This window comes from Acinetobacter sp. YH12063, from assembly GCF_013419715.1.
In the GTDB taxonomy this organism is placed as follows: domain Bacteria; phylum Pseudomonadota; class Gammaproteobacteria; order Pseudomonadales; family Moraxellaceae; genus Acinetobacter; species Acinetobacter amyesii.
Genome location: NZ_VOZO01000009.1, coordinates 120799 through 147163, shown reverse-complemented (window position 1 = coordinate 147163; position 26365 = coordinate 120799). Strand labels below are relative to the sequence as shown.

At 43.3% G+C, this 26365-nt stretch carries 24 protein-coding genes; 9 read left to right on the top strand and 15 right to left on the bottom strand.

Translation table 11 applies throughout. The features are described 5' to 3' along the window. Nucleotides 1–151 precede the first annotated feature (151 nt). Nucleotides 152–790, top strand: a complete 639-nt coding sequence (locus tag FTU12_RS11630; RefSeq protein ID WP_373684162.1) for a LysR substrate-binding domain-containing protein — start codon at nt 152–154, stop codon at nt 788–790. Nucleotides 791–1169: 379 nt separating this feature from the next. Then, on the top strand, nt 1170–1907 hold the full coding sequence (locus tag FTU12_RS11625) for a sulfite exporter TauE/SafE family protein (RefSeq protein ID WP_180114420.1): 738 nt from the start codon (nt 1170–1172) through the stop codon (nt 1905–1907). 3 nt (nt 1908–1910) lie between these two features. Here the strand turns inward: FTU12_RS11625 and FTU12_RS11620 are convergent, their stop codons facing one another. From FTU12_RS11620 to FTU12_RS11605, 4 genes are all read right to left on the bottom strand, one after another. Further along, nucleotides 1911–2819, bottom strand: coding sequence for a LysR substrate-binding domain-containing protein (locus FTU12_RS11620; protein WP_180114419.1), 909 nt, complete (start codon nt 2817–2819; stop codon nt 1911–1913). A 116-nt stretch (nt 2820–2935) separates the two neighbouring features. Beyond that, nucleotides 2936–4240 carry a solute carrier family 23 protein gene (locus tag FTU12_RS11615; protein WP_180005350.1) on the bottom strand — a complete coding sequence of 435 codons (1305 nt, stop codon included), beginning with the start codon at nt 4238–4240 and terminating at the stop codon, nt 2936–2938. 297 nt (nt 4241–4537) lie between these two features. After that, complete coding sequence (gene ppc / locus FTU12_RS11610; RefSeq protein WP_180114418.1) at nt 4538–7222, bottom strand: phosphoenolpyruvate carboxylase; 2685 nt, start codon at nt 7220–7222, stop codon at nt 4538–4540. 152 nt (nt 7223–7374) lie between these two features. Next, entirely contained in the window at nt 7375–7998 is a 624-nt protein-coding gene (locus tag FTU12_RS11605) for a TetR/AcrR family transcriptional regulator (RefSeq protein ID WP_180114417.1), read from the bottom strand. A gap of 151 nt (nt 7999–8149) precedes the next feature. Here FTU12_RS11605 and FTU12_RS11600 point away from each other — a divergent pair, with 151 nt between their 5' ends. The 4 genes from FTU12_RS11600 (at nt 8150) to dnaJ (ending at nt 14126) form a co-directional block, all read left to right on the top strand. After that, nucleotides 8150–9259 (top strand): efflux RND transporter periplasmic adaptor subunit, encoded by a 1110-nt coding sequence (locus FTU12_RS11600; RefSeq protein ID WP_180114416.1) that lies wholly within the window; start codon nt 8150–8152, stop codon nt 9257–9259. Next, on the top strand, nt 9256–12393 hold the full coding sequence (locus FTU12_RS11595) for an efflux RND transporter permease subunit (protein WP_180114415.1): 3138 nt from the start codon (nt 9256–9258) through the stop codon (nt 12391–12393). Before FTU12_RS11600 ends, FTU12_RS11595 begins: the two co-directional genes overlap by 4 nt. 133 nt (nt 12394–12526) lie before the next feature. Continuing rightward, nucleotides 12527–12904: a hypothetical protein gene (locus FTU12_RS11590; RefSeq protein WP_078194105.1), complete on the top strand. Its 378-nt coding sequence runs from the start codon at nt 12527–12529 to the stop codon at nt 12902–12904. Between the two features lie 106 nt (nt 12905–13010). Continuing rightward, entirely contained in the window at nt 13011–14126 is a 1116-nt protein-coding gene (gene dnaJ, locus FTU12_RS11585) for a molecular chaperone DnaJ (protein WP_180114414.1), read from the top strand. Nucleotides 14127–14210: 84 nt separating this feature from the next. Here dnaJ and FTU12_RS11580 read toward each other — a convergent pair whose 3' ends face one another. Then, nucleotides 14211–15854: a PglL family O-oligosaccharyltransferase gene (locus tag FTU12_RS11580; RefSeq protein ID WP_180114413.1), complete on the bottom strand. Its 1644-nt coding sequence runs from the start codon at nt 15852–15854 to the stop codon at nt 14211–14213. 198 nt (nt 15855–16052) lie between these two features. Between FTU12_RS11580 and dapB the strand changes: the two genes are divergently transcribed. Continuing rightward, a complete protein-coding gene (gene dapB / locus FTU12_RS11575) occupies nt 16053–16874 on the top strand; it encodes a 4-hydroxy-tetrahydrodipicolinate reductase (protein ID WP_078194102.1) in 822 nt (273 codons plus the stop codon). 58 nt (nt 16875–16932) lie between these two features. Further along, a complete protein-coding gene (locus FTU12_RS11570; RefSeq protein ID WP_180066868.1) occupies nt 16933–17577 on the top strand; it encodes an START domain-containing protein in 645 nt (214 codons plus the stop codon). 32 nt (nt 17578–17609) lie between these two features. On the opposite strand, the gene FTU12_RS11565 is transcribed toward FTU12_RS11570, so the two are convergent. Continuing rightward, on the bottom strand, nt 17610–18038 hold the full coding sequence (locus tag FTU12_RS11565) for a hypothetical protein (protein ID WP_257223240.1): 429 nt from the start codon (nt 18036–18038) through the stop codon (nt 17610–17612). Between the two features lie 107 nt (nt 18039–18145). On the opposite strand from FTU12_RS11565, the gene FTU12_RS11560 reads away from it, so the two are divergent. Beyond that, nucleotides 18146–19582: a PLP-dependent aminotransferase family protein gene (locus tag FTU12_RS11560; protein ID WP_180103125.1), complete on the top strand. Its 1437-nt coding sequence runs from the start codon at nt 18146–18148 to the stop codon at nt 19580–19582. 70 nt (nt 19583–19652) lie between these two features. On the opposite strand, the gene FTU12_RS11555 is transcribed toward FTU12_RS11560, so the two are convergent. The 9 genes from FTU12_RS11555 to FTU12_RS11515 all read right to left on the bottom strand — a co-directional run bounded on the left by FTU12_RS11555 (nt 19653) and on the right by FTU12_RS11515 (nt 26151). Then, nucleotides 19653–20675 (bottom strand): NAD(P)-dependent alcohol dehydrogenase, encoded by a 1023-nt coding sequence (locus tag FTU12_RS11555; protein ID WP_078194099.1) that lies wholly within the window; start codon nt 20673–20675, stop codon nt 19653–19655. 24 nt (nt 20676–20699) lie between these two features. Beyond that, nucleotides 20700–21269 (bottom strand): DNA-3-methyladenine glycosylase I, encoded by a 570-nt coding sequence (locus FTU12_RS11550; RefSeq protein ID WP_180103126.1) that lies wholly within the window; start codon nt 21267–21269, stop codon nt 20700–20702. Nucleotides 21270–21289: 20 nt separating this feature from the next. Next, entirely contained in the window at nt 21290–21535 is a 246-nt protein-coding gene (locus FTU12_RS11545; protein WP_078191630.1) for a hypothetical protein, read from the bottom strand. Nucleotides 21536–21550: 15 nt separating this feature from the next. Beyond that, on the bottom strand, nt 21551–22078 hold the full coding sequence (locus FTU12_RS11540; protein ID WP_218955638.1) for a M23 family metallopeptidase: 528 nt from the start codon (nt 22076–22078) through the stop codon (nt 21551–21553). 67 nt (nt 22079–22145) lie between these two features. Then, the gene (gene mutY / locus FTU12_RS11535; protein WP_180042050.1) at nt 22146–23192 is read right to left on the bottom strand and encodes an A/G-specific adenine glycosylase; all 1047 of its coding nucleotides are present in this window, start codon (nt 23190–23192) and stop codon (nt 22146–22148) included. A 153-nt stretch (nt 23193–23345) separates the two neighbouring features. Next, a complete protein-coding gene (locus FTU12_RS11530) occupies nt 23346–23705 on the bottom strand; it encodes an HIT family protein (RefSeq protein WP_078191628.1) in 360 nt (119 codons plus the stop codon). Nucleotides 23706–23756: 51 nt separating this feature from the next. Further along, nucleotides 23757–24497 carry a dienelactone hydrolase family protein gene (locus FTU12_RS11525; RefSeq protein ID WP_180110064.1) on the bottom strand — a complete coding sequence of 247 codons (741 nt, stop codon included), beginning with the start codon at nt 24495–24497 and terminating at the stop codon, nt 23757–23759. Between the two features lie 193 nt (nt 24498–24690). Then, nucleotides 24691–25383, bottom strand: coding sequence for an FKBP-type peptidyl-prolyl cis-trans isomerase (locus FTU12_RS11520; protein WP_180063337.1), 693 nt, complete (start codon nt 25381–25383; stop codon nt 24691–24693). Between the two features lie 54 nt (nt 25384–25437). After that, a complete protein-coding gene (locus FTU12_RS11515; RefSeq protein ID WP_078191625.1) occupies nt 25438–26151 on the bottom strand; it encodes an FKBP-type peptidyl-prolyl cis-trans isomerase in 714 nt (237 codons plus the stop codon). Nucleotides 26152–26365: the final 214 nt, after the last annotated feature.

The window sequence follows — 26365 nt, the reverse complement described above, 5'->3', positions numbered from 1 at the left end:
TGTACACAGTGCACTGGGTTATGTATCGCCTTTTGAGTTTGAAGCAATGTACTATGATAAGATTAACCCGTTAGGTCAGGTGGCCTAACTTAAATAAAAAAGTCTCCGACAAACCCGGTACGGTTCATTATTTGAAAGTAATAATCAAAATATTCAGGGAATGATACGTATCTCTATGCCTGTATTATTTGGACAAAAGTTCATAGTTCCGATATTAAGAGACTTAGCAGATGAACATCAAAATTTGAATATGGTTCTTTCTTTTAATGATCGTTATATTGATTTAATTGAAGATAATTATGACCTAGTGATAAGAATTGGTAATTTAGAAGATAATAGTCAATTAATGGTTAAAAAGATTTCTGAGCATGCAATGTGGCTCTGTGCCACACCTGAATATTTAAAAAGATACCAGGTTCCTGAGAGCATCAAAGATTTAGATAACCATCAGACTATTGGATATTTGAAAAATGGGCAGCTTGAAAAGTGGATATTTCAAAGTTCTCATCATAAAACTATGAAATATTTGCCAAAAAATAAAGTTCAAATGGATGACATAAAAAGCATATTAGATTATGTACTAATGCACGGAGGAATTGGTTGGTTACCTTCCTGGTTGATTCAAGAATATATACAAAGTGGTCAATTAATACACCTACTTACTAACTATTCAAGTACTAACTATCCTATTCAAATTGTATGGAAAAGATCAAATTTCTTACCAATACGTGTTCGTACTACCATTGATAAAATAGCTTCATCAATACAAAAAGATAGCGTCATTAAATAAGATTTATAAGAGAGGAATTCTAAATTGATAGTAATACAAAATCTTTCTAGTTTAATTTTTAAACACGGATTTATTAAGCTTTCCTAAAATTAACATAATACACGTTATACGAAATTCTTGAAATTTTTCTATAAGTATCAATATTTTATTAAAAACCGTTCTAGTAAACAGCATATTGGAACGGTTTTTATATCACTATTCCACCAATACGCTTATAACTTATTCGAAATCAAAAGAGTTTGTTTAGCCCATCTACGCTATCTGCTTTAGACGCTATAACCTAGCCTCAACTTTTTATTGAGGCTCTATTCCAAAAACACTGATTTTTCAAAGCGCCTGAATTGCATAGCATAGAACCAATTCTTCAGCGAGTTTCGCCATGATTTGGTTCGTCATCACAGTTTTTGCAATCGCAGGTCTGATTAAAGGCACGATTGGGTTAGGCCTGCCAGCGGTATCGATGGGCTTCCTCACCATGGTGATCAGTCCATTTCAGGCAGCCACGTTATTGATCATTCCATCTATGGTGACCAACTTTTGGCAACTATTTGCCGAAGGGCAGGTGTTGCGACTAATTCAACGCTTTTGGCCCTTGTTACTTGGGATTATCGTCGGTTCAATTTGGAGTATTTTTCCAACGTTAGGACATGGTGAATTTAAAAGTGAAGCTTTACTGGGGGGCATGTTGGCACTATACGGACTGTATGGGCTTTGTGCGAAAAGCTTGCCGAACTTTGCACCACATGAAAAATGGCTATCTCCAATGATCGGTTATCTCGGTGGAGCGCTGACTGTAGCCACAGGTGTGGTGGTGATCCCGGTAGTACCATATTTGCAAGGTTTGCAGCTCAAACGCGATGATCTTGTACAGTCACTCGGTTTGGCCTTTACCACATCAACCATTTGTTTGGCAGTGTTCTTACAGCAAAATCCTGTGGAAGATCTTCCGATTGATTATGCCATGTCAGCCATGGCACTGATTCCTGCGCTCATTGGTATGTGGGCAGGGAAAAAAATCCGTTACCGCATTCCAGAACAAAAATTCCGTAAGGTGTTTTTTATCGGGTTGATTGCCCTCGGTGGCTATATGATGCTGCACCAGTTTGGCGTGATTTAAAGCCTAGACTTGGCCATCTAAAGTAGATTTTTGTGACAGTAAAAACTGACTAAAATGCTGATAATTTAAGGGTAAATCATCAAAATTACGTGCGGTGAGGAGCAATTTTCGATTGGCCCAGTCACCGCTGAGCTCAACTTGTGCAAAGGCATACAAACTGAGTAATCGTTGGGCCGCACGTTTTGGTATGATGGCAATGCCCACACCATTCGCCACCACTTGCGCGATCGCGGCAAAGTTCGGCAAACGTAGCCGATACTGAATTTCACAGCCGAATAATTTGGCTTGAGCCTCGATCGATTGTTGCAAGGAATGATATTGCATCAAACCGACAAAGGAATAATTTAAAATCTCTGCGGGTTTGACGCTAGATATCGAGGCCAATTCATGAGTTATAGGACAAATCAGTACCAAAGGATCATTTGCAAACTCAAGTGTTTGTAACTTTTCGGATTTAAAGAAACCCGAAATTAGACCTAGTTGTGCATTGCCTTGTTCAATCGCTGCAATGATGTCTTTAGACTCGGCTTCATGCAGCTCAATTTGTGTGTTGGGATTTTCAAGCAAATAACGTGGTAACAAGACCGGTAAATATTCACTTTGTGCAGATGAATTACACCATAAGGTCATATTGGAACTTAACCCATGGGCAAAGGGCAGCATCGCGTGTTCTAATTGTTGCCCCTCACCTAAGATGCGCTGTGCATGTTCAACCAAGGTTTGACCGGCAAGAGTCAGTTTGACCCCTTTGGCTTGGCGAGTGAACAGGGCGGTGCGGTATTGCTGTTCGAGTTTTTTAATCCGTTCACTGGCTGCTTGTAGCGAGATGGCAGAACGAGCAGCGCCTTTGGTCAGACTGCCGCTGTCTACAATGTGCAGCACCAATTGAAGGTCGAACAAATCCAGTCGCATAGGGTGTATTCCTTGGCTAATGCCTTATCTTACCGAAAGTGTAGCTATAAAAAAAAGCGACCTTTCGGCCGCTTTTCAAATGAATATTGTATTCTTTTTTTTAATGCTTTGGAGGCTTATTCTGATTTATCGCCTAAGCTAAAGAACCAGTTCAAAATCAAGGCTGCAAAGGTTGCGGTACCAATACCACCTAGATTGAAGTTACCGAATTGTAATGCAAAGTCACCCGTACCTAAAATAATGGTCACTGCAGCCACCATCAGGTTCTTGTTTTTAGAGAAATCAACTTTGTTTTCAATCCAGATTTTAGCACCGGCAATGGTAATCAAACCGAACACTACAATAGAGGCACCGGTCAAAATCGCTTGTGGAATGGTATGAATAATCGCGCCAAATTTTGGTGAAAGACCAAGGAAAATGGCAAAGACACCTGCAAAGACAAAGACGATGGTTGAGTAAACGCGAGTCACTGCCATCACACCAATGTTTTCACCATAAGTGGTCATACCTGGGCCGCCGACACCGCCTGAAAGCGTGGTTGCAACACCATCAGCAACAAAAGCTTTACCAATGTGCGGATCGAGATTTTCACCTGTCATCGCGCCCACAGCTTTAATGTGACCTAAGTTTTCAGCCACCAAAATCAACGCAATCGGTGCAATGATCAGCATGGCATTGAAATCAAAAACAGGCGAATGGAATTGAGGAACACCAAACCAAGCGGCTTCTTGTACTGGAACGAAGTTGATTGGTGTGCCATGACCCATGACATTGGAAATGATGTAATACACCAAGTAAGCGAGTAGAAGGCCAACTAAGAGTAATAGACGTTGTAATAAACCTTTGGTGAACACAGCAATCGAACCCATACACAGTACAGTGACTAATGCCATCCACATATTAAAGTTATTACCGGCAACCCCTTTAATGGTCACTGGGGCAAGGTTCAGACCAATAATCATCACCACTGCACCTGTAACGACAGGCGGCATGAGTTTTTCAATCCAACGTGTACCCGTTGCCATCACGATAAAACCAAAAATGGCATATAAGATACCGCAGGCCATGATCCCGCCTGCTGCCATCGCGATATTGGCATTTGGCGCGCCAGTACCTGATGCTGCATAACCGGTTGCCGCGATCACCACACCAATAAAGGCAAAACTAGAGCCTAAATAACTTGGTACACGACCACCTGTCATAAAGAAGAACAGGATGGTACAGATCCCCGACATTAAAATCGCAAGGTTGGCATCAAAGCCCATCAAAAATGGCGCAAGGACCGTTGCACCAAACATTGCAAAGGCATGTTGTATCCCCAATACAACACTTTGCACCGGAGGTAGGTACTCATTTGTACCTACAGGACGTGCATCAATATTGCCTTCGTACGGGCGCCATTTGGGAAACCAATTGGACATAAAATGAGCACTCAATAGATAAATTGTGCACATCATACTCTTGTTTTTTAGAAGATTTAATCTCTTTTAAAAATATTTTGTTCAAACTAATTACATGACTTTACATGTAAATTTACCAAATGGTAAAAGTTTTAAGGGTGTAAAAAAGGCATTAAATCATGCAATTAATCCAATAGGATAAGAGTCAATACTTCATAAATTTTTCTTATTTTATATATTCCAAAATAAATTAAAACCAATATGACTGGTCAAAAAAAAAGCACACGGTTCTGTGTGCTTTTTGAAAACTTGGAAGATTTAGCCAGTGTTACGCAAACCTGCCGCAATACCCGCGATGCTGACCATCAACGCATGGTCGACTGGGGTATTTTCAGCTTGACGCTCGGCAAGGTATGCACGGCGGCGTTTCATCAGTTCGGCTTGTAGTAAATGTAGCGGCAATAAATAAGGCTTACGCACCTTCATGGATTGGTCGAGCACATCGTTACTGCTAAGTAATTTCGATTCACCTTTGAGTGCTAATAGCGTTTGTACCGCATCACGTAAACGCTGACGTAACTCTTCGCCCAACTGTTTGAGGTCTGCGTCATCTGTCAGATGAGACTCATAATATAGTGCCACATGGCCATCAGCCTTAGACAAGACCATTTCCAACATATCAATTAACGTTTGGAAATAAGGCCACTGTTGTAGCATTTCTTCTAAGGTTGCTTTTTGACCCTGATCAATCACCTGATTAATCGCAGCACCTGTACCCAGCCAAGCAGGTAGCATTAAACGAATTTGCGTCCATGCGAATACCCACGGAATCGCACGCAATGACTCAATTCCACCGCTGACTTTACGTTTGGCTGGGCGTGATCCGAGCGGTAACATTTGTAGCTCCAGTTCGGGTGTCACAGTCCGTAGGTATTTTACAAAATGCGGATTTTCACGCACGGTTTGACGATACACCTGTACCGACAGATCCGTCATGCTGTGCATGAGCTGACGCCATTCCTGTTTCGGTTCAGGCGGTGGCAATAAGGTCGCTTCTAAGGTCGCTGCGGTGTAAATTTCTAGGTTTTGTAAGGCAATGCCTTCTAATCCAAACTTGAAGCGAATCATTTCCCCTTGTTCTGTGACACGGATTGCACCTGAAATCGAGCCTGGTGGCTGTGAAAACAGCGCTTGCTGTGTCGGCGCACCACCACGGCTGATTGAACCGCCACGGCCATGGAATAATGTCAGTTGTACATCATGTTTTTTCGCAACTGCGGTTAATTCTTCCTGTGCACGATACTGCGCCCAGTTTGCCGACATAAAGCCCGCATCTTTGGCTGAGTCTGAATAGCCAATCATCACCTCGTGTTTACCCTGAATATGCTGCTTATACCAATGCATATTAAATAGGGTATTCATGGTACGGGCTGCACCATCCAAATCTTTTAAGGTTTCAAACAGTGGCACGACACGTAGCGCTTGTTTGATGCCGGCTTCTTTTTGCAGTAACAATACGGCCAAGACATCACTTGGATGTTCGGCCATGGAAATAATATAAGCCCCTAAACTTTCAGGTGGCTGTTCTGCCAAAGTGCGCATGGTCGCAAAGACTTCTTGTACATCTGGATGTTCAATCAGGCTTTGTTTTGGCTCATTTAAAAACTTCGGTAGCAGTGGACGTTTGCTTTGCAGTTCCTGAATCAAGAAGTTTTGACGGGCTTGCTCCGTCCATGTTTCAAAATTGCCTAAACCTAAATATTCAGTAATGGCAGAAATCGCTTGGCGATGACGAGTCGACTCCTGACGAATATCGAGTTTGAGTAATTCGATACCGAAGCAATTCACTCGATGAATAAAGTCGAGTAACTGACCATTGGCAATTTCAGGTAAACCGCTGTCAATCAGAGAGCGATAGCAAACCAACAGTGGATCAAGCAACTCATGGCGGCTTTTAATGACTTGGCTATCGTCAGCATCTTCACCACGGAGTTTTAGTGCCAACCAGTGACGAGTGGCTTTGAGGCGTTCCCGCGCATCACGTAGATATTCACGATACGGTTCAGGGTGGAAATGGCCCAAAGCATCACTGAGTTCTTTACTGCATTCTTGAATCGAAAGTTCCCAACGTAGGTCTTCGATATCGCGTAAATACAGGTCGGCAGCTTTCCAACGTGAAAGCCAAAGCACTTCTTGAGTAATGTTATGGGTGACGTTTGGGTTACCATCACGGTCACCGCCCATCCATGATGCAAAGCGCACAGGGGCAACATTTAAAGGCAAGGTCTTGCCACAATGATCTTGAACCATGCCATCCAATTCACGCATGAATTTGGGTACAGCATTCCACAAGGTCTGTTCAATGGTCGTGAAGCCCCATTTAGCTTCGTCGACAGGCGTCGGACGGTGTTGACGAATTTCGTCGGTTTGCCATGCCGAGCAAATCAGTTGTTTTAAATCATCCAGTACGGCTTTGCGTTCGCGTGGCGTAAGTTTTTGCTGATCCATTTTAAACAGGCAATCATTAATCCCATCATATTTTTGGATCAAGGTACGGCGGCTGACTTCAGTTGGATGTGCAGTCAGGACCAGTTCAATTTTTAATTCACAAATTTGTTGGAACAGTTGTTCCGCACTGATGTTATTGCTTTTAAATTTTTCAAATAAATGATCCAGTGGATTCGGTGAGGGCGCTTGCTCATCAAACTCACTTTGGCGACGGCTGCGCACCACATTGTATTGTTCGGCAATATTGGCAAAGTTGAGAAAGTGCGTAAATGCACGGGTCAGTGGCAGAATTTCTTCATCTTTTAAATTTAAAAATAATTGTTCTAACTGTTTTTCGGCTTCAACTTGTCCATCGCGCGCGCCTTTAGACAAAGCACGAATTTGCTCTACCTGATTAAACAAATCTTGTCCTGCATGCTGCTTTAGGGTTTCACCCAATAAATTGCCCAGTAAGCGCACGTCTTCACGTAATGGAGCATCAATTTGTTGAATCATTTGTTATTTCTCCGCGTATTCCTGTCTCGACTATACCCCGAAAGTGCCGTGGCAAAAGGGGGTACAGACAAAAGTCGGATGACTTTTCTAGCTAAATGAGCAATAGCTATGCCATTTGTTTCAGTTTAGCGTTGAAATATTTCAGAAAATGCTTAGTTTTGCGTGCCGAGTTGATATTTCAGCATAAAGATGTCGATGGCAGAGTGAATAATGGCCTGCCGCTCTGCTGCTTCAGGTACTGGGCGCATGCCCAATAAGACTTCTTGATGGCGTAGTCCCATCAGTAGCGACACAATCAGTTCAGTTTGTCGGGCAGGATGATCCTGCTGAATGAAATTTAAAGCCGCTGCATCTTGAAAGAAATTTTCCCAAACCTGTCGCATTTTCAAATGTGAAGCACGATAAAATTGCTCGACCAAAGGGCTATGTTCAGCAGCTAATTCTAAAAGCAACAAATCGAGCTTAATGGCTTCTGGCAAATTGACGATGTTCAGGGCGAGTTCGCAGACTTCGTTTAACACCACAATAAAATTGCTGTCAGCTGTGAGTTCACGTGGACGGGTACTTAAGATGTGCTCGCATGTGTCTTCAATGGCGCAGGTAAATAAAGTCGCTTTGTCTTGAAAGTGGTTATACACCGTGAGTTTGGTGACCCCTGCATGTTGCGCAATTTGATTCATACTGGAGCCGTGATAGCCCATTTCTAAAAATAGCTGCTTTGCCGACTCTAAAATGCGTTGTCGTTTTTCTAAGTCTTTCGGGCGGCCGACGTTCATTTGCTGAAAAAATTCCAAAAAAGGCGAAAAGGTCATTGATTTCGGATAAATAATCTAATTAATGTACCGCATGGTTTATTAATTAAAAAATAACCAAACTAATTGAATAATATTCTGCCCTAAAAAAGACTTTTTATTAAGAGCGAACTTCATGAGTACGATTAAGACCACAGTTGTCAGCATGATCATCGTTTGCAGTGTGACCTTATGGGGATGCAGCAAGGATAAAGCCCAAACTGAACAGGAAGTTCCATTTGTGATGGTGACTCAGCCGAGTGCAAGCCATTTTGAACAAAAAAGTTATGCAGGTGATGTGCAAGCCCGTCAGCAAACGGCATTGGCTTTTCGTGTCAGCGGACAAATTACCGAACGTTATGTCGATGTTGGTGATCAAGTCCGAGTAGGGCAGGTCTTGGCAAAACTGGATGTCAAAGATGCACAATTACAACTGAATGCAGCACAAGCACAGCTTGAAAGCGCACGTTCCGCAGCGCAAATTGCTGAAGATGAATTAAAGCGCTTCAAGCAATTGCTACCAGTCAATGCCGTGAGTCGCTCACAGTATGATGCAGTCGATAATCAGTACAAAGCTGCGCAGTCCAATTTAAAACAAGCACAATCTAACTATGATGTCAGTCGTAATCAAACCGGCTATAACCAATTGATTGCCAATAAAAATGGTGTGATTACTGAGCGTAATATTGAAATTGGCCAAGTGATTTCAGCTGGTCAGCCCGCCTATCAGTTGGCGATTGCTGGTGAACGAGAGGTGGTGATTGGGGTGCCGGAACAAGCTGTAACCGATATTAAAGTCGGGCAGGATGCATGGGTCATTTTATGGTCTAAACCGCAGGAAAAATTTGCTGCGTATGTGCGTGAAATTAGCCCTGCCGCAGATCAGTCACGTACATATAGTGTCAAAGTGGCATTGCGTGAAGGCAATAGCGCAATTCAATTGGGGCAAAGTGCTAGAGTCTTTTTAAATAAAGCACAGCACAACGTCATTCAAGTTCCGCTTTCGAGTGTGTCTGCCAGTGGTCAGCAGGCCTATGTGATGGTGGTGAATGCCGATCATACTGTGCGTAAAGTTCCGGTGACTTTGGGTGAATATGGCCGTGAAACCGTACCCGTATTGAGTGGTCTCAATCCAAATGATTATGTGGTGGTCGGCGGTGTGCATCTACTGCGTGAAAAACAAAAAATTAATCCAGTTGACCGTGAAAATCGTGCTGTCCAAATTTCTGGAGGCGCGAAATCATGAATTTTAACCTGTCAGAGTGGGCACTGAAAAATAAAGGCTTAATCCTCTATTTTATGATTTTACTGGGCATTATTGGCATCGTGTCGTATTCCAAATTGTCGCAGAGTGAAGACCCACCATTTACTTTTAAAGTCATGGTCATCCAAACTTATTGGCCTGGAGCAACAGCCAAAGAAGTCTCAATGCAGGTAACGGATCGTATTGAAAAGGAACTGATGACCACCGGGCAATATGAACGGATTATGGCCTATTCACGGCCGGGTGAATCCATGGTGACATTTGTCGCTAAAGACAGCCTACGTTCACAGCAAGTTCCGGATGTTTGGTATACGGTACGTAAAAAGGTCAACGACATTAAACATCAATTGCCTTCTGGCGTGCAGGGACCATTTTTTAATGATGAGTTTGGCGATACTTTTGGCAACATTTATGTCTTGACCGGCAAAGACTTCGACTATGCCACCATGAAGGAATATGCCGACCGCTTACAACTGCAATTGCAACGGGTCAAAGACGTTGCGAAAGTGGATTTGATTGGTCTACAAGATCAAAAAGTTTGGATTGAAATTTCCAACACCAAAGCCACGCAAATGGGCATACCCGTGACGGCGATTCAACAAGCCTTGCAGCAGCAAAACACAGTTGCCAGTGCCGGATTTTTTGAAACCAATTCAGACCGGATTCAAGTGCGTGTCAGCGGCAATTTACAAAACATTGATGAACTGCGTCAGATGCCTTTATTGGTGAATGGTCGAACCATTCAATTGGGTGATGTAGCAGATGTACATCGGGGCTTTAGTGATCCACCGCAGCCGCGTATGCGTTTTATGGGTGAAAATAGTTTAGGCATTGCCGTGTCGATGCGTAAAGGTGGCGACATTTTGGCTTTAGGTAAAAACCTTGAAACAGAATTTGCCCGCTTGCAAAAAACCTTGCCCTTGGGCATGGAACTGAAAAAAGTGTCGGATCAGCCTGTAGCCGTGAAGCGCAGCGTCAATGAGTTTATGAAAGTTCTCGCTGAGGCGGTGATTATCGTCCTGTTGGTGAGCTTCTTCTCCTTGGGTTTCCGTACAGGATTAGTTGTGGCATTTTCCATTCCATTGGTCTTGGCCATGACTTTTGCTGGTATGCAGATGTTTGATGTCGGGTTGCACAAGATTTCTTTGGGGGCATTGATTCTCGCACTCGGTTTATTGGTGGATGATGCGATTATTGCCGTCGAAATGATGGCGATTAAAATGGAGCAGGGCTATAGCCGATTACAAGCCGCCGGACATGCATGGCGCACCACCGCATTTCCAATGCTGACAGGCACGCTAATTACTGCGGCAGGCTTTTTGCCGATTGCCACAGCAGCATCGAGTACTGGGGAATATACTCGCTCGATTTTCCAAGTGGTCACTATTGCATTGGTGGTGTCATGGTTTGCAGCAGTGCTGTTTGTTCCCTATTTGGGGGATAAATTACTGCCCGATTTCAACAAAGATTTGGTACAAAAAGCCCCGTGGTATCAGCGCCTGTGGGCACGTTTGCGCAAACAACCTGAACCTCAGCCGATGGTGCATCATGCCGGTGAACATCATGATCCTTATCAGTCTCCGTTTTATCAACGTTTCCGTGGTTGGGTCGACACTTGTGTGACCTATCGCAAGACGGTGATTGCCGCGACGGTTGGCATTTTTGTGTTATCGATTTTAATGTTTAAAACCGTACCACAGCAGTTCTTCCCACCGTCAAACCGTGCTGAAATTTTAGTGGATTTAAAGCTTGAGGAAGGCGCCTCACTGAAGGCCACAGAAGCGGCCGTAAAAAAAGTCGAAGCGTTCTTGTCAAAAAAACAGGGCATTGATAATTTTGTGGCTTATGTGGGGACAGGTTCGCCGCGGTTTTATTTACCTCTAGATCAGCAGTTACCCCAAGCCAGTTTTGCTCAGTTTGTGGTATTGGCTTCATCTTTAGATGATCGCAATGAAATCCGCCAGTCATTAGCAGAAGAAATCCGTAAGCTCTTACCTGAAGTACGTACTCGCGTTTCACTTTTAGAAAATGGCCCACCTGTGGGTTATCCATTGCAGTTCCGCGTGTCAGGTGAAGATCTGAGCTTGGTGCGTGAGTGGGCACAACGGGTGTCTGCAAAAGTCAGTGAAAACCCGAACACCACCAATGTGCATTTGGATTGGGGTGAGCCAAGCAAAGTCATTAAACTGGACATTGACCAAGATCGCGCACGTCAAATGGGGGTTTCCAGTCTAGATCTGTCCAATTTCCTGAATAGTTCAATCAGTGGCGCGGTGATTAATCAGTATCGTGAGAAACGAGAGCTGATTGAAATTCGGATGCGTGGTGATCAAGCGGAGCGATTGGATGTCGGTTCTCTCAGCAGTTTGGCTGTACCGACCAGCAATGGTGGTTCAGTACCATTGGCGCAGATTGCGAAAATTGAGTATAGCTTTGAAGAAGGGCTGATTTGGCATCGTAACCGTTTACCGACCATTACTGTGCGTGCGGATATTCGCAGTAAATTGCAACCTGCAACGGTGGTGGGTGAGTTAAAAGATTCATTTGATCATTTACGTGCAGAAATGCCGAATGGTTATCTCCTCGAAGTAGGCGGTACTGTGGAAGAGTCAGCACGTGGTCAAACTTCTGTAAATGCGGGCATGCCACTATTCCTCGCAGTTGTCATGACTTTATTGATGATTCAATTACGCAGCATGTCACGGGCGATGATCGTATTTTTAACTGCACCTTTGGGCATTATTGGCGTGGTGTTATTCCTGTTATTGTTCAATAAACCCTTTGGTTTTGTGGCAATGCTCGGCACGATTGCACTGTCAGGAATGATTATGCGCAATTCGCTGATTTTGATTGATCAGATTGAACAAGATATTCAGTCTGGGGAGTCGGCTTGGGATGCGATTATCAATGCGACGGTACGTCGTTGCCGTCCAATTGTGCTGACTGCATTGGCCGCTGTATTGGCGATGATTCCACTTTCTCGCAGTATTTTCTTCGGTCCAATGGCCGTGGCGATTATGGGTGGATTGATCGTGGCGACCCTGCTGACCTTGTTCTTTTTACCTGCGTTATATGCACAGTGGTTTAAAGTGAAAAAAACTCAGCAGAATCCTTAAAAGTGCCATAATATTGGGTGCGAAATATTGAATTTTTCTCTATAGTAGCACCTGATCTACAAAGACATTTTTAAAAAGTAAAACAACCACAAGTGCAGCGCGGCATATTGTGGTGTACGGGGTTGAATCACAGATGACAGCAGAGAGTTTAGCTAAGTATCGCCGTTATGTTGCGATTTCTTATGTCTTCATGTTTTTCGCTTTATTTACCCTGATTAGTGGTGTATTTGCCTACGGCTTTGCACGCAAAGTGACTCAAATCGATTCTGCAGAAGTTTGGCTCCAAGCCCAAGCGCTTTGGGTCATGCGCACCGTCGTGATTTATTCCATGATGGCCATTTTTGCCGCACTGTGGTTTATTCCTTTATTTTTCTATTATTGGGACACCTATCTTTGGGTGACTGCATGCACGGTAATTGGTGTGGTCTTTGCTGCGATTGCCTTTTTGTATTTATTAAATGCATGGATCCAAGGTCTATCCAAATTCGTTAAAAATAAGGCTGTTTTCTAAGTCGATTTATTTTTTTCCTGCCTACCCCTTGAAAAAATGGTTTGATTCCCCAATTTCAGACCACAGTTAAGTATTAAATTAAATTCCGTGAGGAGCATCGCCAGACATGGCTAAACGTGATTATTATGAGGTTTTAGGCGTTTCTAAAACCGCAGGTGATGATGAAATTAAAAAAGCCTACCGTAAGTTGGCGATGAAGTATCACCCTGACCGTAACCCAGACAACCCAGAAGCTGAAGAAAAATTCAAAGAAGCTGCCGAAGCTTATGAAATTCTTTCTGATGGCGAAAAACGCAGTATGTATGACCGTATGGGACATCAAGCGTTTGAAGGCGGCATGGGCGGCGGCGGCTTCGGTGGCGGATTTAGCGCAGAAGATATCTTTAGTCAGTTTGGCGACATTTTCGGTGGCGCATTTGGCGGTGGTGGCCGTGGTGGTCAGCAACGTGCACGCCGTGGTTCAGACTTACGCTATGTCATGGAGCTTACCCTTGAGGAAGCTGTGAAGGGCGTGAAAAAAACCATTACCTTTACTGCACCAGCGCCATGCGATGCCTGTGATGGTAAAGGATCTAAAAATCCAAACGATGTTGAAACCTGTAAAACCTGTCATGGTGCAGGTCAAGTGCGTATGCAACAGGGCTTCTTCTCTGTGCAGCAAACCTGTAGCACCTGTCGTGGTCAAGGTAAAATCATTAAGAACCCATGTAATAAATGTCATGGTTCAGGGGTTTCTGACCGTCAGCAAACTTTAGAGGTGACCATTCCTGCAGGTGTGGACAATGGCGACCGCGTACGTTTAAGTGGCAAAGGTGAGGCGATCCGTGATGGCCAAGCAGGCGACTTATATGTAGAAGTGGTGGTACGTGAACACGAAATCTTCCAACGTGATGGCGCTGACCTGTATATGGATGTGCCTGTAAGCATTGCAGATGCTGCATTGGGTAAAGAAATTCAAATTCCGACACTCGATGGTCGTGTGAGCTTGAAAGTACCTGAAGGGACTCAAACCGGTAAATTGTTCCGTTTGCGTGGTAAAGGTGTGAAACCTGTACGTACCAGCATGACCGGTGACTTACTCTGCCGTATTGTGGTGGAAACGCCTGTGAACTTAACGGCTCGTCAACGTGAATTGTTGAAAGAGTTACAAGACACGATGGATGGCGATGACAATAAATCATCTCCGAAGAAAAAATCATTCTTCGACCGTTTATTTGATTAATTGATACGATTTGCTTGAGTTCGCTGTGATGTGAACTTAGCTATAAAAAAGCCTGCATAATTGCAGGCTTTTTTATTGAGCATTTTAAGGTTTCGGCTGTGATATAGGCGCTAATAAACTCTCATAGCTCATGTCGAGCCTATAGATATTTTTAAGACGCTGTAGCTGATGACGTGCTTCAGCCTCACGACCATTAAATGCCAATAAACGTGCATATTTAATGATGTGGTATTTCGCTGGATAGCTGCGAACCAATTTTTCAGTATCCTGAATGGTTTGTTCAGAAACGATGGAGTACGGATTTAAACGAATAATCGCTACCCGATGTCTAAATTCTGTGAGTAAATAGATCGGCTCATAGTTGGTGATTTTCTCCGGTGTTTTTTCATATTTTGATGCCTGACCCAGCTGAATCGCTGCATTGGCATAATCACGATAAATCACCGTAATCAGCACTGCGCCAATCACGAAAACAATGCGGATAAACCACGGAGACAGGCTCAAAGTAGCCGTCTGTGGCTTCGCTGCTTGAAGAATCCCGATAATAAAACCCGCAGGCAGTAAGAAATATGCGTAGTTTTGCGGAAACTCCAACATGGCATGAATAACGAAGACACCGACCATCAATAGGCCAATCACAGATAATGCAGACTTGGCTAACTTCTGTAATTGGATGCCCCAATAAGCGAAATAGGCCAAGAACGGCACACCAATAATGGCGCCATTCCACAATAAGAAATCCAAAATAAAATTGTGTGAGCTACGAATCCATACAGGCCCTTGCACCGTGTCAGAGATCGAGACAAAAGCGCTACTGGTTTGATGCCAACCATAGCCAAACCAAGGCTGTGCAGCTACGGCATGCGCCATTTGTTGCCAAATGGCTAAACGAGACATATCGCCACCAGCACGTTTGACTACGTCACGACTTTCTTGAATATTCATGTCGGACATTTGGCTCATGATTTGACTTAATTTTGGCATCAATACAATCAGTGCCACAAAGCCGATAAACCAGGCCAAGCTGTAAAACCAGCGAAGACGGATATAATCTTTGTACTGTGCATAAGCCAAATAGACTAGGACACAGATACTTGCCACCCAAGAGGTGCGAGATTGGCTGAGCGCGACCCCAATTAAAATAGGAATTGCACAAGCGACCAAATAGCGGGTTTTAACTTTTTGCTGTTCATAAACATATAAGCAGGCTAACAAGGACATGAGCAGAAACGTGGCCATGTTATTTGGCTGAGCAAAGTTTGCAAATGGGCGCGTAGTTCCACTAATTTTCATCACAAAAGGAAGAAACGAGTCGAAATCTAACCACTGACATATTGCGATGAGTCCCGTCATGACCCCAGATGCAACAAAGGTATAGCTTAGGTATAGGAAGGTTTTTTCGCGTTTTTCCGTACCTTGCGAGAGGCTGAAACCAAGATTGATACACAGCCAGAAGCTGAACACAAACAGCATACAGAGCAAGGCAATACTAAAATAATACACCTGCCCAAAAGCCAATTGGACGAAGGGAATCAGCGCTAAGAGCAACAGGGGCAAGGAAATTTTTGCCACCATGAGCTTTTCTTTAAAGAACGTTGCCGCTAAGGCAAACAGGGCAAAGAAAGTATAAAGCTCACCGGTATACGTGGCCCAAGGTCGGTAATGAATCGGAATCAGCCATGCCAGTGCAATACAGACTGCCGCACAAAGATACAATAGGGTTTTCATGAATATTCAAGATCAATAGAACGCGCCTATCATACCGTGAAAATGCTCAAACTTGGTGAGGGAATAGTCAGCGTCTGTCGAAGAGCTTGATTTGCAAAAGTCCTTCGGAAAATGCAGGATTTTTTTGTTTGTAACTTAGCCTGCGCATGGAGTTTTGATATAGTAAGACCAATTTCGAATCAACATTAGGAAAATGTTATGTCAGCAGCTCCACGTATTGGTATCTTGGGCGCAGGCGGTCGTATGGGACGCATCTTAATTCAGGCGGTTCAGCAAGCTGGCTATCAATTGGCTGCTGCGGTAGAACGTCCTGAAAGTAGCTTGGTCGGTGCAGATGCCGGTGAACTTGCAGGGATTGGCGCGGTTGGCGTAAAGGTTGTTGGTAACCTTGCTGAAGTTTTAAAAGATTGTGATGTCGTGATCGACTTTACTGCACCTGCAGCAACGGCACAGCATCTTAAACTTTGCCGTGAAGCAGGCGTTGCGATTGTCATTGGTACTACAGGTATGAATGATGAGCAAAAAGCTTATCTCGATGAAACAGCAACAGAAACCCCAGTGGTCTACGCAGCGAACTATTCTGTCGGTGTAAATGTTTCAATCAAACTTCTTGAATTGGCATCAAAAGTGTTTGGCGATACTGTAGATATTGAAGTGATTGAAGCTCATCATCGCCATAAAGTTGATGCACCATCAGGTACAGCGCTAATGTGGGGCGAAGCCATTGCCGGTGCTTTAGGACGTGACTTAAAACAAGATGCTGTGTATTGCCGTGAAGGTCATACGGGTCCACGTGAACGTCAAACCATTGGTTTCCAAACGATTCGTGGTGGTGACATTGTCGGTGAACATACTGCGATGTTTATTGCGGATGGCGAACGTGTTGAAATTACCCATAAAGCGACCAACCGTATGAACTTTGCCTCTGGTGCAGTACGTGCAGCTGCATGGGTAGTTGGTCGTGAAGCACGTAAGTACGATATGAAAGATGTACTGGGTTTTAACGATATTGACGTATAAAAGCGCGTTAAAATCCGTTATAACAACAGCATAAAATTAAAATAAGACGATCAATGGAATGAAAAAAGTCATCTTTATGGCCTGTGCTGTCGCATTCACTGCGGCAGTACAAGCGAAAACTATGGATAATGCCAAACTCACGATTAATAAAAATAATATTAAGGTTTGGACCTACCAAAATGCTCAAAATCCTGTCTTTCAATACAAAGCTGAAACCAGTTTTGATGTGCCCATCGAAAAAGCGGTTTCCCTGATTTTAGATGTGGAAAATGCAGTGAATTGGGTCCCTTATATGGGCAGTGTCAAAGTCTTATCCCGCGATGACCAGAAAGGTGAATTCAGTTTATATATGGTGTTGGATTTTCCTTTTCCCTTGAAAGACCGTGATTTAGTGGTACAAGGCAAAATGCGTAAAGATGCACAAGGCATCATTAGCATCCAAAATAAAGCAGTTAAAAAAGGTTATCCGATTAATCCCAATTATGTACGTCTAACCGACTATGAGGGCGATTGGACCTTCCAGCGTTTAGGCAATCAAAAAGTCAAAGTGTCGACCTATGGCTATGCCAATCCGGAAGGCTCCATTCCGCTCAGTTTCGTGAATATGTTTGTGCAGCAACAGCCTTATCAAATGCTACAAAAAATGAAAGTGCAGTTGGGTAAAAGCAAAACTGTTGCGACCTTTCCCGAAATTTTAAAATAAGCCTTAGCAATGATTTAGTTCAATATGAACGATCAATGACTTTGCATCTCAGGCAGGCGAAATGCAGTCAACTGCTGCATGTGCTGTGTTTCTGGAAGTTCGATGCTGAGTAAGGTCTGTTCTGGAAATTGATGCGGATGTAACTTGATTTGAAATTGCCGCGCGGTCATTTGTTCACAGGCAAAGCGAAGTTTGGCTTGCTGCGGCATGATATTCATGCCGTTTTCAGATTTGGCTTTATAAATATATAGCTGCTGATGTAACCCGCCGCTGGTGATCGGTTGGATCTGTTCAAGTTCATATTGCGTCAGTTTTTGGGCACTCAAAAAACCTTGAATTAAAGATTTACAGATAAAATTTTGCTGGCTTTGAGCTTGAGTGTGCTGCTCGGGTTGGCACGCCATAAGCGTGAGTGTGCCGATGATGATTAGACCCGCTCGAAGCTGCGTGAAGTCATTCATTTAATTGTCCCCCTATCGTTATTTTTGAGATATCAACCTGATGCATTCAGATTAAATCTGTTAACTTAATGGGTACAGATACAAAAATGATTAAAAAAAGGGTACAGATGGCTTTTCAATATCAGCAGCTTGCGCAGCAGTTGGCACAGAAAATTTATAGTGGTGAATTGGCCGCAGGGCAGCGTCTTTACGCGCTACGTCAATTTTCACAGCAGCATCAGATCAGTTTAAATACCGCGAAACGCTGCTATGAATTACTTGAAGCCAAAGGCCTGATTTATGTCAAAGAAAAGTCTGGTTATTTTGTACAATCCTCACAGAAAGCCCAGCAAATTGCCGTGCCGAATCATCCTGATTTTGATTCCCGACCACGTGAAATTTCGAATTTAGAATTGCAAATTCAGATCCATGAAGCATCTGCAAATAGTCGCCTGATTCATTTGGGTTCAATTCAGTTGTCCCCCAATTTTGTTCCTGTTGAAGCACTCAGACGTTCAATCCAAAGGGCATTAAAGCATTGTAAACCAGAAGATTTTTTATATAACAATCGGCAAGGTCATCCACAATTGCGTGAAGCGTTGTCGGCACATTGGGCTGAAGATGGTTTTTACATGCCTAAGGATGATATTTACATCAGCAATGGTTGTATGCCTGCTTTGTCAGTGATGTTGCAAAATCTGAGTGCGGAAGGGGAGAGTGTCATTGTCCCGACGCCGAACTATAACGGGCAATTGCAATTATTGGCTTTATTAAAGCGGAAAATTGTTGAAATTCCTGCCAATACGGAAGGTTTTGATTTAGATCGTTTAGAGCAGGCGATGCGGGATTCAGGCGCGAAAGTATGCTTATTGACTGCAAATTTTCAAAATCCTTTGGGTTTTTGTTTAAGTAATGAAGATAAGGAACGAATTGCACAACTGGCTGAAAAATATCAATGTTATGTGATTGAAGATGATATTTATGCTGAGTGTAGTTTCAATGCAAAGCGACCATTGCCTATCAAATATTGGGATCGGGCGGGCTATGTGATCTATTGTGGGTCGATTTCAAAATCTTTATCGCCTTCTTATCGGGTGGGGTGGTTTTGTCTTCCACCACATTTGCAACATTTGCGTCCGAAATTACTTTTGCAAAATGATTCGGTGAATACGCCTTTGCAGTTAGGACTTGCCGATTTGATTTTTAGTCGTGCGTATCGCCAACATCTTGCTGAATTGCGTCCTAAATTAATGGTGCAAGTCGAGCAGTATCGTCAGTTTATTTACGATGCTTTTCAAGGGGTTGATATCCGTCTAAATCGGCCTCAAGGCAGTTATGCACTGTGGTTGCAGATGCCTGAACAAATAGACAGTTTGGCGCTGTATTACCATGCGCAAAAACATGGCATCAATATTGTGCCAGGTTTAATTTTTGGTGAGGACAATCGTTATAACAACTGTATTCGTCTAAATGCCGGGCATGAGTTGTCTGTAGATATTCAGCAGGCCATTTTATTGCTTGCAGATTGGGTGCGTAAGGAATGCAGAAACACAAATATCATCTAGATTAATGAGTCCATAAAGCATACAAAAAAAGCCTGCATGCAGCAGGCTTTTTGGGCTTAGATTTTTGCCGTTAAAAATCAGCTTTCAGCACAATTCGATAACGCACGTTTCCTGAATGCAAACGTTCAATCGCTTCATTCACCTGAGACATGGGATACATTTCAATTTGTGGAGCAATATTTTGACGTGCAGCGAATCGAAGTAATTCACGCAGTGCAGCAGGAGAGCCAGTTGATGAGCCTGTAACTGATTTAGCACCACTGATCAGCATACCTGCGGGGATTTGCATCGGCTCAAGTGCTAGGCCAAGCATGTGAACGCTTCCATTCGGTGCCAAAGTTGAAAGATAGGCTTGCCAATCCAACGTCACATTGACCGTGCTTAAAATCAAATTGAACTTACCACGCTGCGCTTTAATCGCGGCAAGATCACGACTATTCACCACATGGTCAGCACCCAGGGCTTTAAGTTCATCGGTTTTATCTAAGTTTGAACTGAATGCGGTAATTTCACAGCCCCAAGCTTTGAGCAATTTAATCGCCATATGACCTAAACCACCAATGCCGATCACGGCAACATGGTGAATGGCCTGAATTTGGTGCTGTAAGATGGGATCAAATACCGTAATCCCGCCGCAGAGCAGAGGGCCAGCACTGGTTGGGTCGAGATCATCTGGAAGCGGAATAACCCATTGCCAGCCCGCACGGACTTTGTCGGCAAAGCCACCTGCATGACCGACGATCGTCGCTGTCTTGGTTCCGGTACATTGCACTTGGCGACCATCGATACACGAGTCACAGTGTTGACAACTTTCTGCTGTCCAGCCAATGCCTACACGTTGTCCGACTTTGAGTCCTTTTGCTTCGCTGCCGAGTTGGGTAATGGTTCCAATCACTTCATGTCCTGGGACCACAGGATAAACCGAAGATTTCCAATCATTTTGGATAATAGAAATATCTGAGTGACAAAGACCGCAATACTCGACTTTGACTTCAACCTGATGGGCTTGTAATTCACCTGCATCAAATTGGTAGGGAACAAGGGCTTCACCACTGTTCATTGCTGCATAGGCGTGGATTGTATTGTCACTCATTATTCTATCCTTTATGTTTTGAGGTCATTCTTCGTGCGTGTATTTAAAGTCACAGTGATTTTCATGATCATTGACCATGCCGATAGCTTGCATCAGAGCATAGCAAGTCGTTGGGCCTACAAATTTAAAACCATGCTTTTTTAATGCGTTGGACATGGCCTGACTTTGAGCGGTTTGTGCAGGGGCGCTACGATATTCAACGACATCATTATTGGCAATGTGTCCTTCGACAAAATTCCAAAGAAATTCCACAGGATGAATCCCTTGGGCTTTTAACTGTTGCCATGCTTTGGCATTATCACGAATGGCAGTGAGTTTGCCGATATGGCGAATCAAACCTGAATCTTGTAATTTTTCTTGTAATTGTAGGTCACTCAACGCTGCGATTTCGGCAATGGGATATTGAAAAAAATGCTGCTGATAGCAGGCCCGCTTTTTCAGCACAGTGATCCAAGACAGCCCCGCTTGTTGTCCTTCAAGACATAGCATTTCAAAGAGATGCTGCTCATCAAAGCTAGGTTTAGCCCATTCAGTGTCGTGGTAGGCAATATATAAAGGATCTTCGGAGCACCAAGCACAGCGTTGTATCGTCATGTTGAATGCTCCTTTTCGACTTAAATTTTAAAGACTGTCCATTGATCGTTTTTATTGTCCCAATACAACAGTTCCGCTTGATCGAGATCGGCAAATTGAATCCATACATCTTTACCTGATTTGTCTGCGTAGCCGGTGCTGATGAGTAATGCTTCTTCAGTGATCTCCATGATCCAGCCCTGATAAGACTGTCCATTGAGGCTGATTTTTTGTTGATTACCAGATTCTGCAAATTCCACCAGACGATTGATCAACGCTTCTGACATGTATGTTTCCTAAAATTAACGTAAATACGGATAGGGATTAACGGCATTGCGACCTTTACCACCCAAGTAAATGCCGTAATGCAAATGTGGTGCAGTATGTCGAGCATTGCCAGTATTACCTACATAGCCAATGACATCACCTTTTTTGACATAGTCGCCGACATTTAAGCCACGTTTATGACCATCAAGATGCGCATAATAATGCCAAGAACCTGCGGGCCCCATAATCCATATCACTTTACCACCCAAATTGTTATTACGTAAGTCAGCAACTAAACCTTCTGTAGCACTGAGAACTTTTGTTCCACGTGGAACAATAATATCAATGCCTTCGTGGCTTCGTCCTTGGCTACGCGCTGCGCCCCAAGTATCCTTGAGCGCACTTCGTTTGACTTGATGAACAGGAACAGGCAATTGATTGGATAAACGCATGTTTTGTAATTTTTTCACTTCATGAGCAGGCAATGTACTGCCTGATGGTTTGGGTGGAGTTGACGTACAGGCGCTGAGTAAAAGCAAAATAAAACCAATACTGCCGAACAACCCTTTGCGAAGCTGAAAAAATCCTTGAGTCACATTTGTCCCTATTCAATTGATGAGCAGTTCAAAACTATGGCATAGAATGGCTTTCGAGTTCTAGCGTAGAAATGAGTTTTTTCATGGCGGTTGGAATACCGAGTGCAGTGGCTTGTATCGGTGTAAACCACTGTGCGTTGCATTCAATGGCCAAATGTTCTTTTTGATCGGCAGCAACGGTAAATACAGTAGCTTCTAAAAGCCAAGTGAAGTGGGTAAAGCTATGTGATATCTGCACTTGAGTGGTGGTAGGTTTCAGTCCAAGTTGCTGAGTGTGGGATTGAAACTCATGGGGTTGATCAAAAATAGGTAAACACCACAGACCGCCCCATAGACCGCTATTCGGACGTTGTATCCACAGCCATTCTCCTGCAGATTGAATCAGCATGACTTGAGCCTCTCTCACTGGAACAGGCTTTTTAGGCTTTTTATAAGGTAATTCAGTCTCTAAACCTTGTGCATGTGCTTTGCAGTGCTGTTGCATGGGACAATATAAACAGAGCGGTTTTTTCGGCGTGCAAACGGTTGCACCCAGATCCATAATCGCTTGGGTATAATCGTGGTTGCGTTCAGTGGGGCAGAGCTCTGTCGCCAGTTGCCACATGGCCCGTTCATGTACAGGTTTCGATAAATCATCTTCAATAGCAAAGAAACGAGACAATACACGCTTGACGTTGCCGTCCATAATCACGCCATATTGTCTTAAACCTAAAGACATCAGCGCACCCGCGGTAGACGGGCCGATGCCCGGTAGTTCCATCCACTGCTCAAGATTGCTTGGAAAATGTCCCTGACGTGCAACAATACCCGCGGCTTTGTGTAAGTTCCGAGCCCGTGCATAGTAGCCTAAGCCAGCCCAATAGGGCGCCACATCATCCCAAGAGGCATGGCCTAAATCTTCAACAGTCGGAAACCGTTGAATAAATCGATCAAAATATTGTAAGACGGTTTTGACTTGAGTCTGTTGTAGCATAATTTCTGAAACCCATACTTTGTAAGGGTCATCCTTCACTTGCCACGGTAAGTCATGACGACCATGGACATCAAACCAGTCAAGAAGGGCATCAGAAAAGTTAAACATGCAATACAGTCAAAATTGAAAAAACCTGCCTAGTATACATCTTTCAATAGTCATTCTTTTTGTTCAAAACGAAAACTGTATATCAGGGGAAATGCAAAAATAGTGGCCATCAAAAAAGGAGCCGAGGCTCCTTAGTGAGTGTAAATTTAAAGTTTAGCTTTTAAAGCCCCAGCGGGTATCGAGCGCCAATGTTTGGTTTTCATAACGTGGAATAATGTGAATATGCACATGTTCAGTGGCTTCGCCAAAAACTTGTCCATCATTAAACCCAATATGAAAGCCAGTGGGTTGATAGCGTAAATTTAATTCATTACGCGCTTGTTCAAGTAAGGACATTAAACTTTTACGTTCTTTATCAGTAATTTCAAAAAATGAACCAACATGACGTAGCGGGACAATGACAGCATGCCCTTTAGACAGTGTATGTGGTTCAGGAAGTACAACACCAAAATCATTTTTTGCAATAACGTCATATTCGTCAAAATTGCAATATGGACAATTGAGTTCTGTCATTGTGCTCTCCTCATTTTTATAAATTAAATATTGGTATTGGTTCTTAGCGCTTTAAGAACTAAGCTGGCGTGCTAACAAGGCATACATGGCCGCTAAGCTTTGCTGTTCTGCAGCAGCGTTATAAGCTAAATCTACGCCGTTGGCTTTGGCACGTTCATCCGCCATCGGGTTGCTAAAGCCGTGTTTTGCGCCTTCAAAAATATTGATTTGATACTGCACTTGGGCAGCATCCATTTCATTTCTAAAGGTCGCAACATCTTCTAAGCTCACCATCGAGTCGAGCTCACCATGTTGCACTAAAATCTCTGCTTGGACTTGTCCTGTTTGTGCAGGAGTCGCTGTAGCAAGTGTTGCATGGAAGGTCACCACTGCTTTTAATTCAGCACCTGAACGAGCTAAATCCAGCACGACTTTTCCGCCATAGCAAAAGCCTATAGCTGCGAGTTTATCTGCATTTACTTCCTTTTGCTGTGCCAAAGTGTTTAATGCAGCAGACGCACGGGTCACGATGGTGTCAGCATGATCAAAAGTCTGCATCATCCATTCATAAGCTTGTTTGGCATCAGTGGTGACTTTTTTGTCACCATACATATCCAAAGCGAAAGCAGCATAGCCTTGTTCAGCCAATTCGCGCGCACGTTGTTCGGTATATTCATTGCGTCCCCACCATTCCGGGGCAACTAACACACCTGCGACCGCAGTGTCTGACTCTGGTGCGGCAAAATAGCCAAAAAGTTGAGTTCCATCAGCTGCTGTATATTGAATTTCGCGAGTCTTAATTTTAACGGTCATGGTCAAATCCTTATGTGCGGCTACGCAGTTGATGAAGACTTAAAATAAAGGGAAATGAGTTTTTGTGAAATAAATATAAGATATCAATGTGAATTTTAAGTCAAATCAATCAAAAAAATTGTAAAAGAAAATAATGGAAAGAAGAAATATTGAGGAGCACCGAGATTTGTCGATGCTCCTAAAGAGAGTATTGTTATTTCGGGAGAACTTCAATGAGCTCTACATCAAAAATCAGCGTGCTATTTGGCTCAATGACGTCTGCTGAACCAATTTGACCATAGCCCAAATTGGCAGGAATGAAGAAGCGATATTTTGCACCTTCTTTCATCAACTGTAGACCTTCTGTCCAACCCTGAATGACTTGACTCACTTGGAACATCGCAGGTTGGTTGCGTGCAATTGAACTATCAAAAACAGTACCATCAATTAAGCGACCTTCATAGTGAACTTTCACTGTTGAATTTGCTTTGGGTGACTTACCTTTGCCAGCTTGAATGACTTGATACTGCAGGCCAGATTTCGTGACCTGAATGCCCGGTTTTTTGGCATTTTCAGCAAGGAAAGCGGCACCAATGGTGGCATTCGCATCCGCTTTTTGCTTCAGTTCAATCAGTTGTTTCGCTTCGGTTTGCTTTTTATATTGGGTTAAGGCACGGGTCATTTCTTCATCTGTTAATGACGAAGCTTGACCTTTAGAAGCTGCCTTTAAACCTGCAACAAATGCATCAATATCCAAATCCTTAATGGATTCAGCATTACTGCGTCCCATTAAATAACCAAAACTATAACCCACTTGTTCTGCAGCACTACTTTTATTACTGACATCTTTGGCAAATACAGTGCTTGAGCAGAGTGCCAAACACAACATACTGATCTGTAATTTCATGACCGAGTCTCAAAATAAAGCAGGAGAGCGAAAAGCTCTCCTGTACCGGTTTTATTATTTAACTTCAATGAGTTCTACATCAAAAATTAAAGTACTGTTCGGTGGAATCGTTCCTGGAACACCTTGAGCACCATAACCTAGGTTTGAAGGAATATATAAAGTGGCTTTGCCGCCTTCCTTCATTAACTGTAGACCTTCAGTCCAACCCGGAATCACTTGATTCAGTGGGAATTCAATTGGCTCGCCGCGCTGTACTGAACTATCAAATACTGTGCCATCCACTAACTTACCTGTGTAGTGAACTTTAACAACTGATGTGGCTTGCGGTTGTTTACCTGTACCTTCTTTCGTTGTTAGGTACTGTAAACCAGAAGCAGTGGTTTTAACCCCAGCTTTACTTTTGTTTTCTGTTAAGAAATTATCGCTGCTACTTTGTGCTTGCTTATTGCTTTCGAGCTGCTTGTTTTGCATTTCTTGCTGGAACTCAGCATATGCTTTTTGTAATTCTTCTTCAGTATATGCAGGTTTTGCACGAGCATGACCCGCACGAACGCCAGTGACAAAGCTATCAATATCTAATTCTGGAGGCGTTTGATGGGCAACTTCATAACCAAGTGCATAACTGATTTTAGCGACAGCAGAAGCATTTGCAGCTGGTTGAGTTGATGTTGCTGATTGCGTAGCAGGTGTTTTAGTTGCATAGTAAACAGGAACAAGTGCGGCACCGCCGAGTAATACAGCGACAGCGATAGGTAGGGCCTTACTCATATATTTTCCCACAATTATTTTATATGTAAAAAGTTGCTGAAATTCTAGCAGACTTTTCCTGTTCAGCGCTTACCTATCTCTATGATCAGGTAAGGTGCAGGAAAGATCATCATAGTCATGTTCTTATTTTTATACTATAACGGTATGAATATATAAAACATTTTTTATACAGAATGATGCATGCAACATAAATTTCGAAAATAAAAAAAGCCAC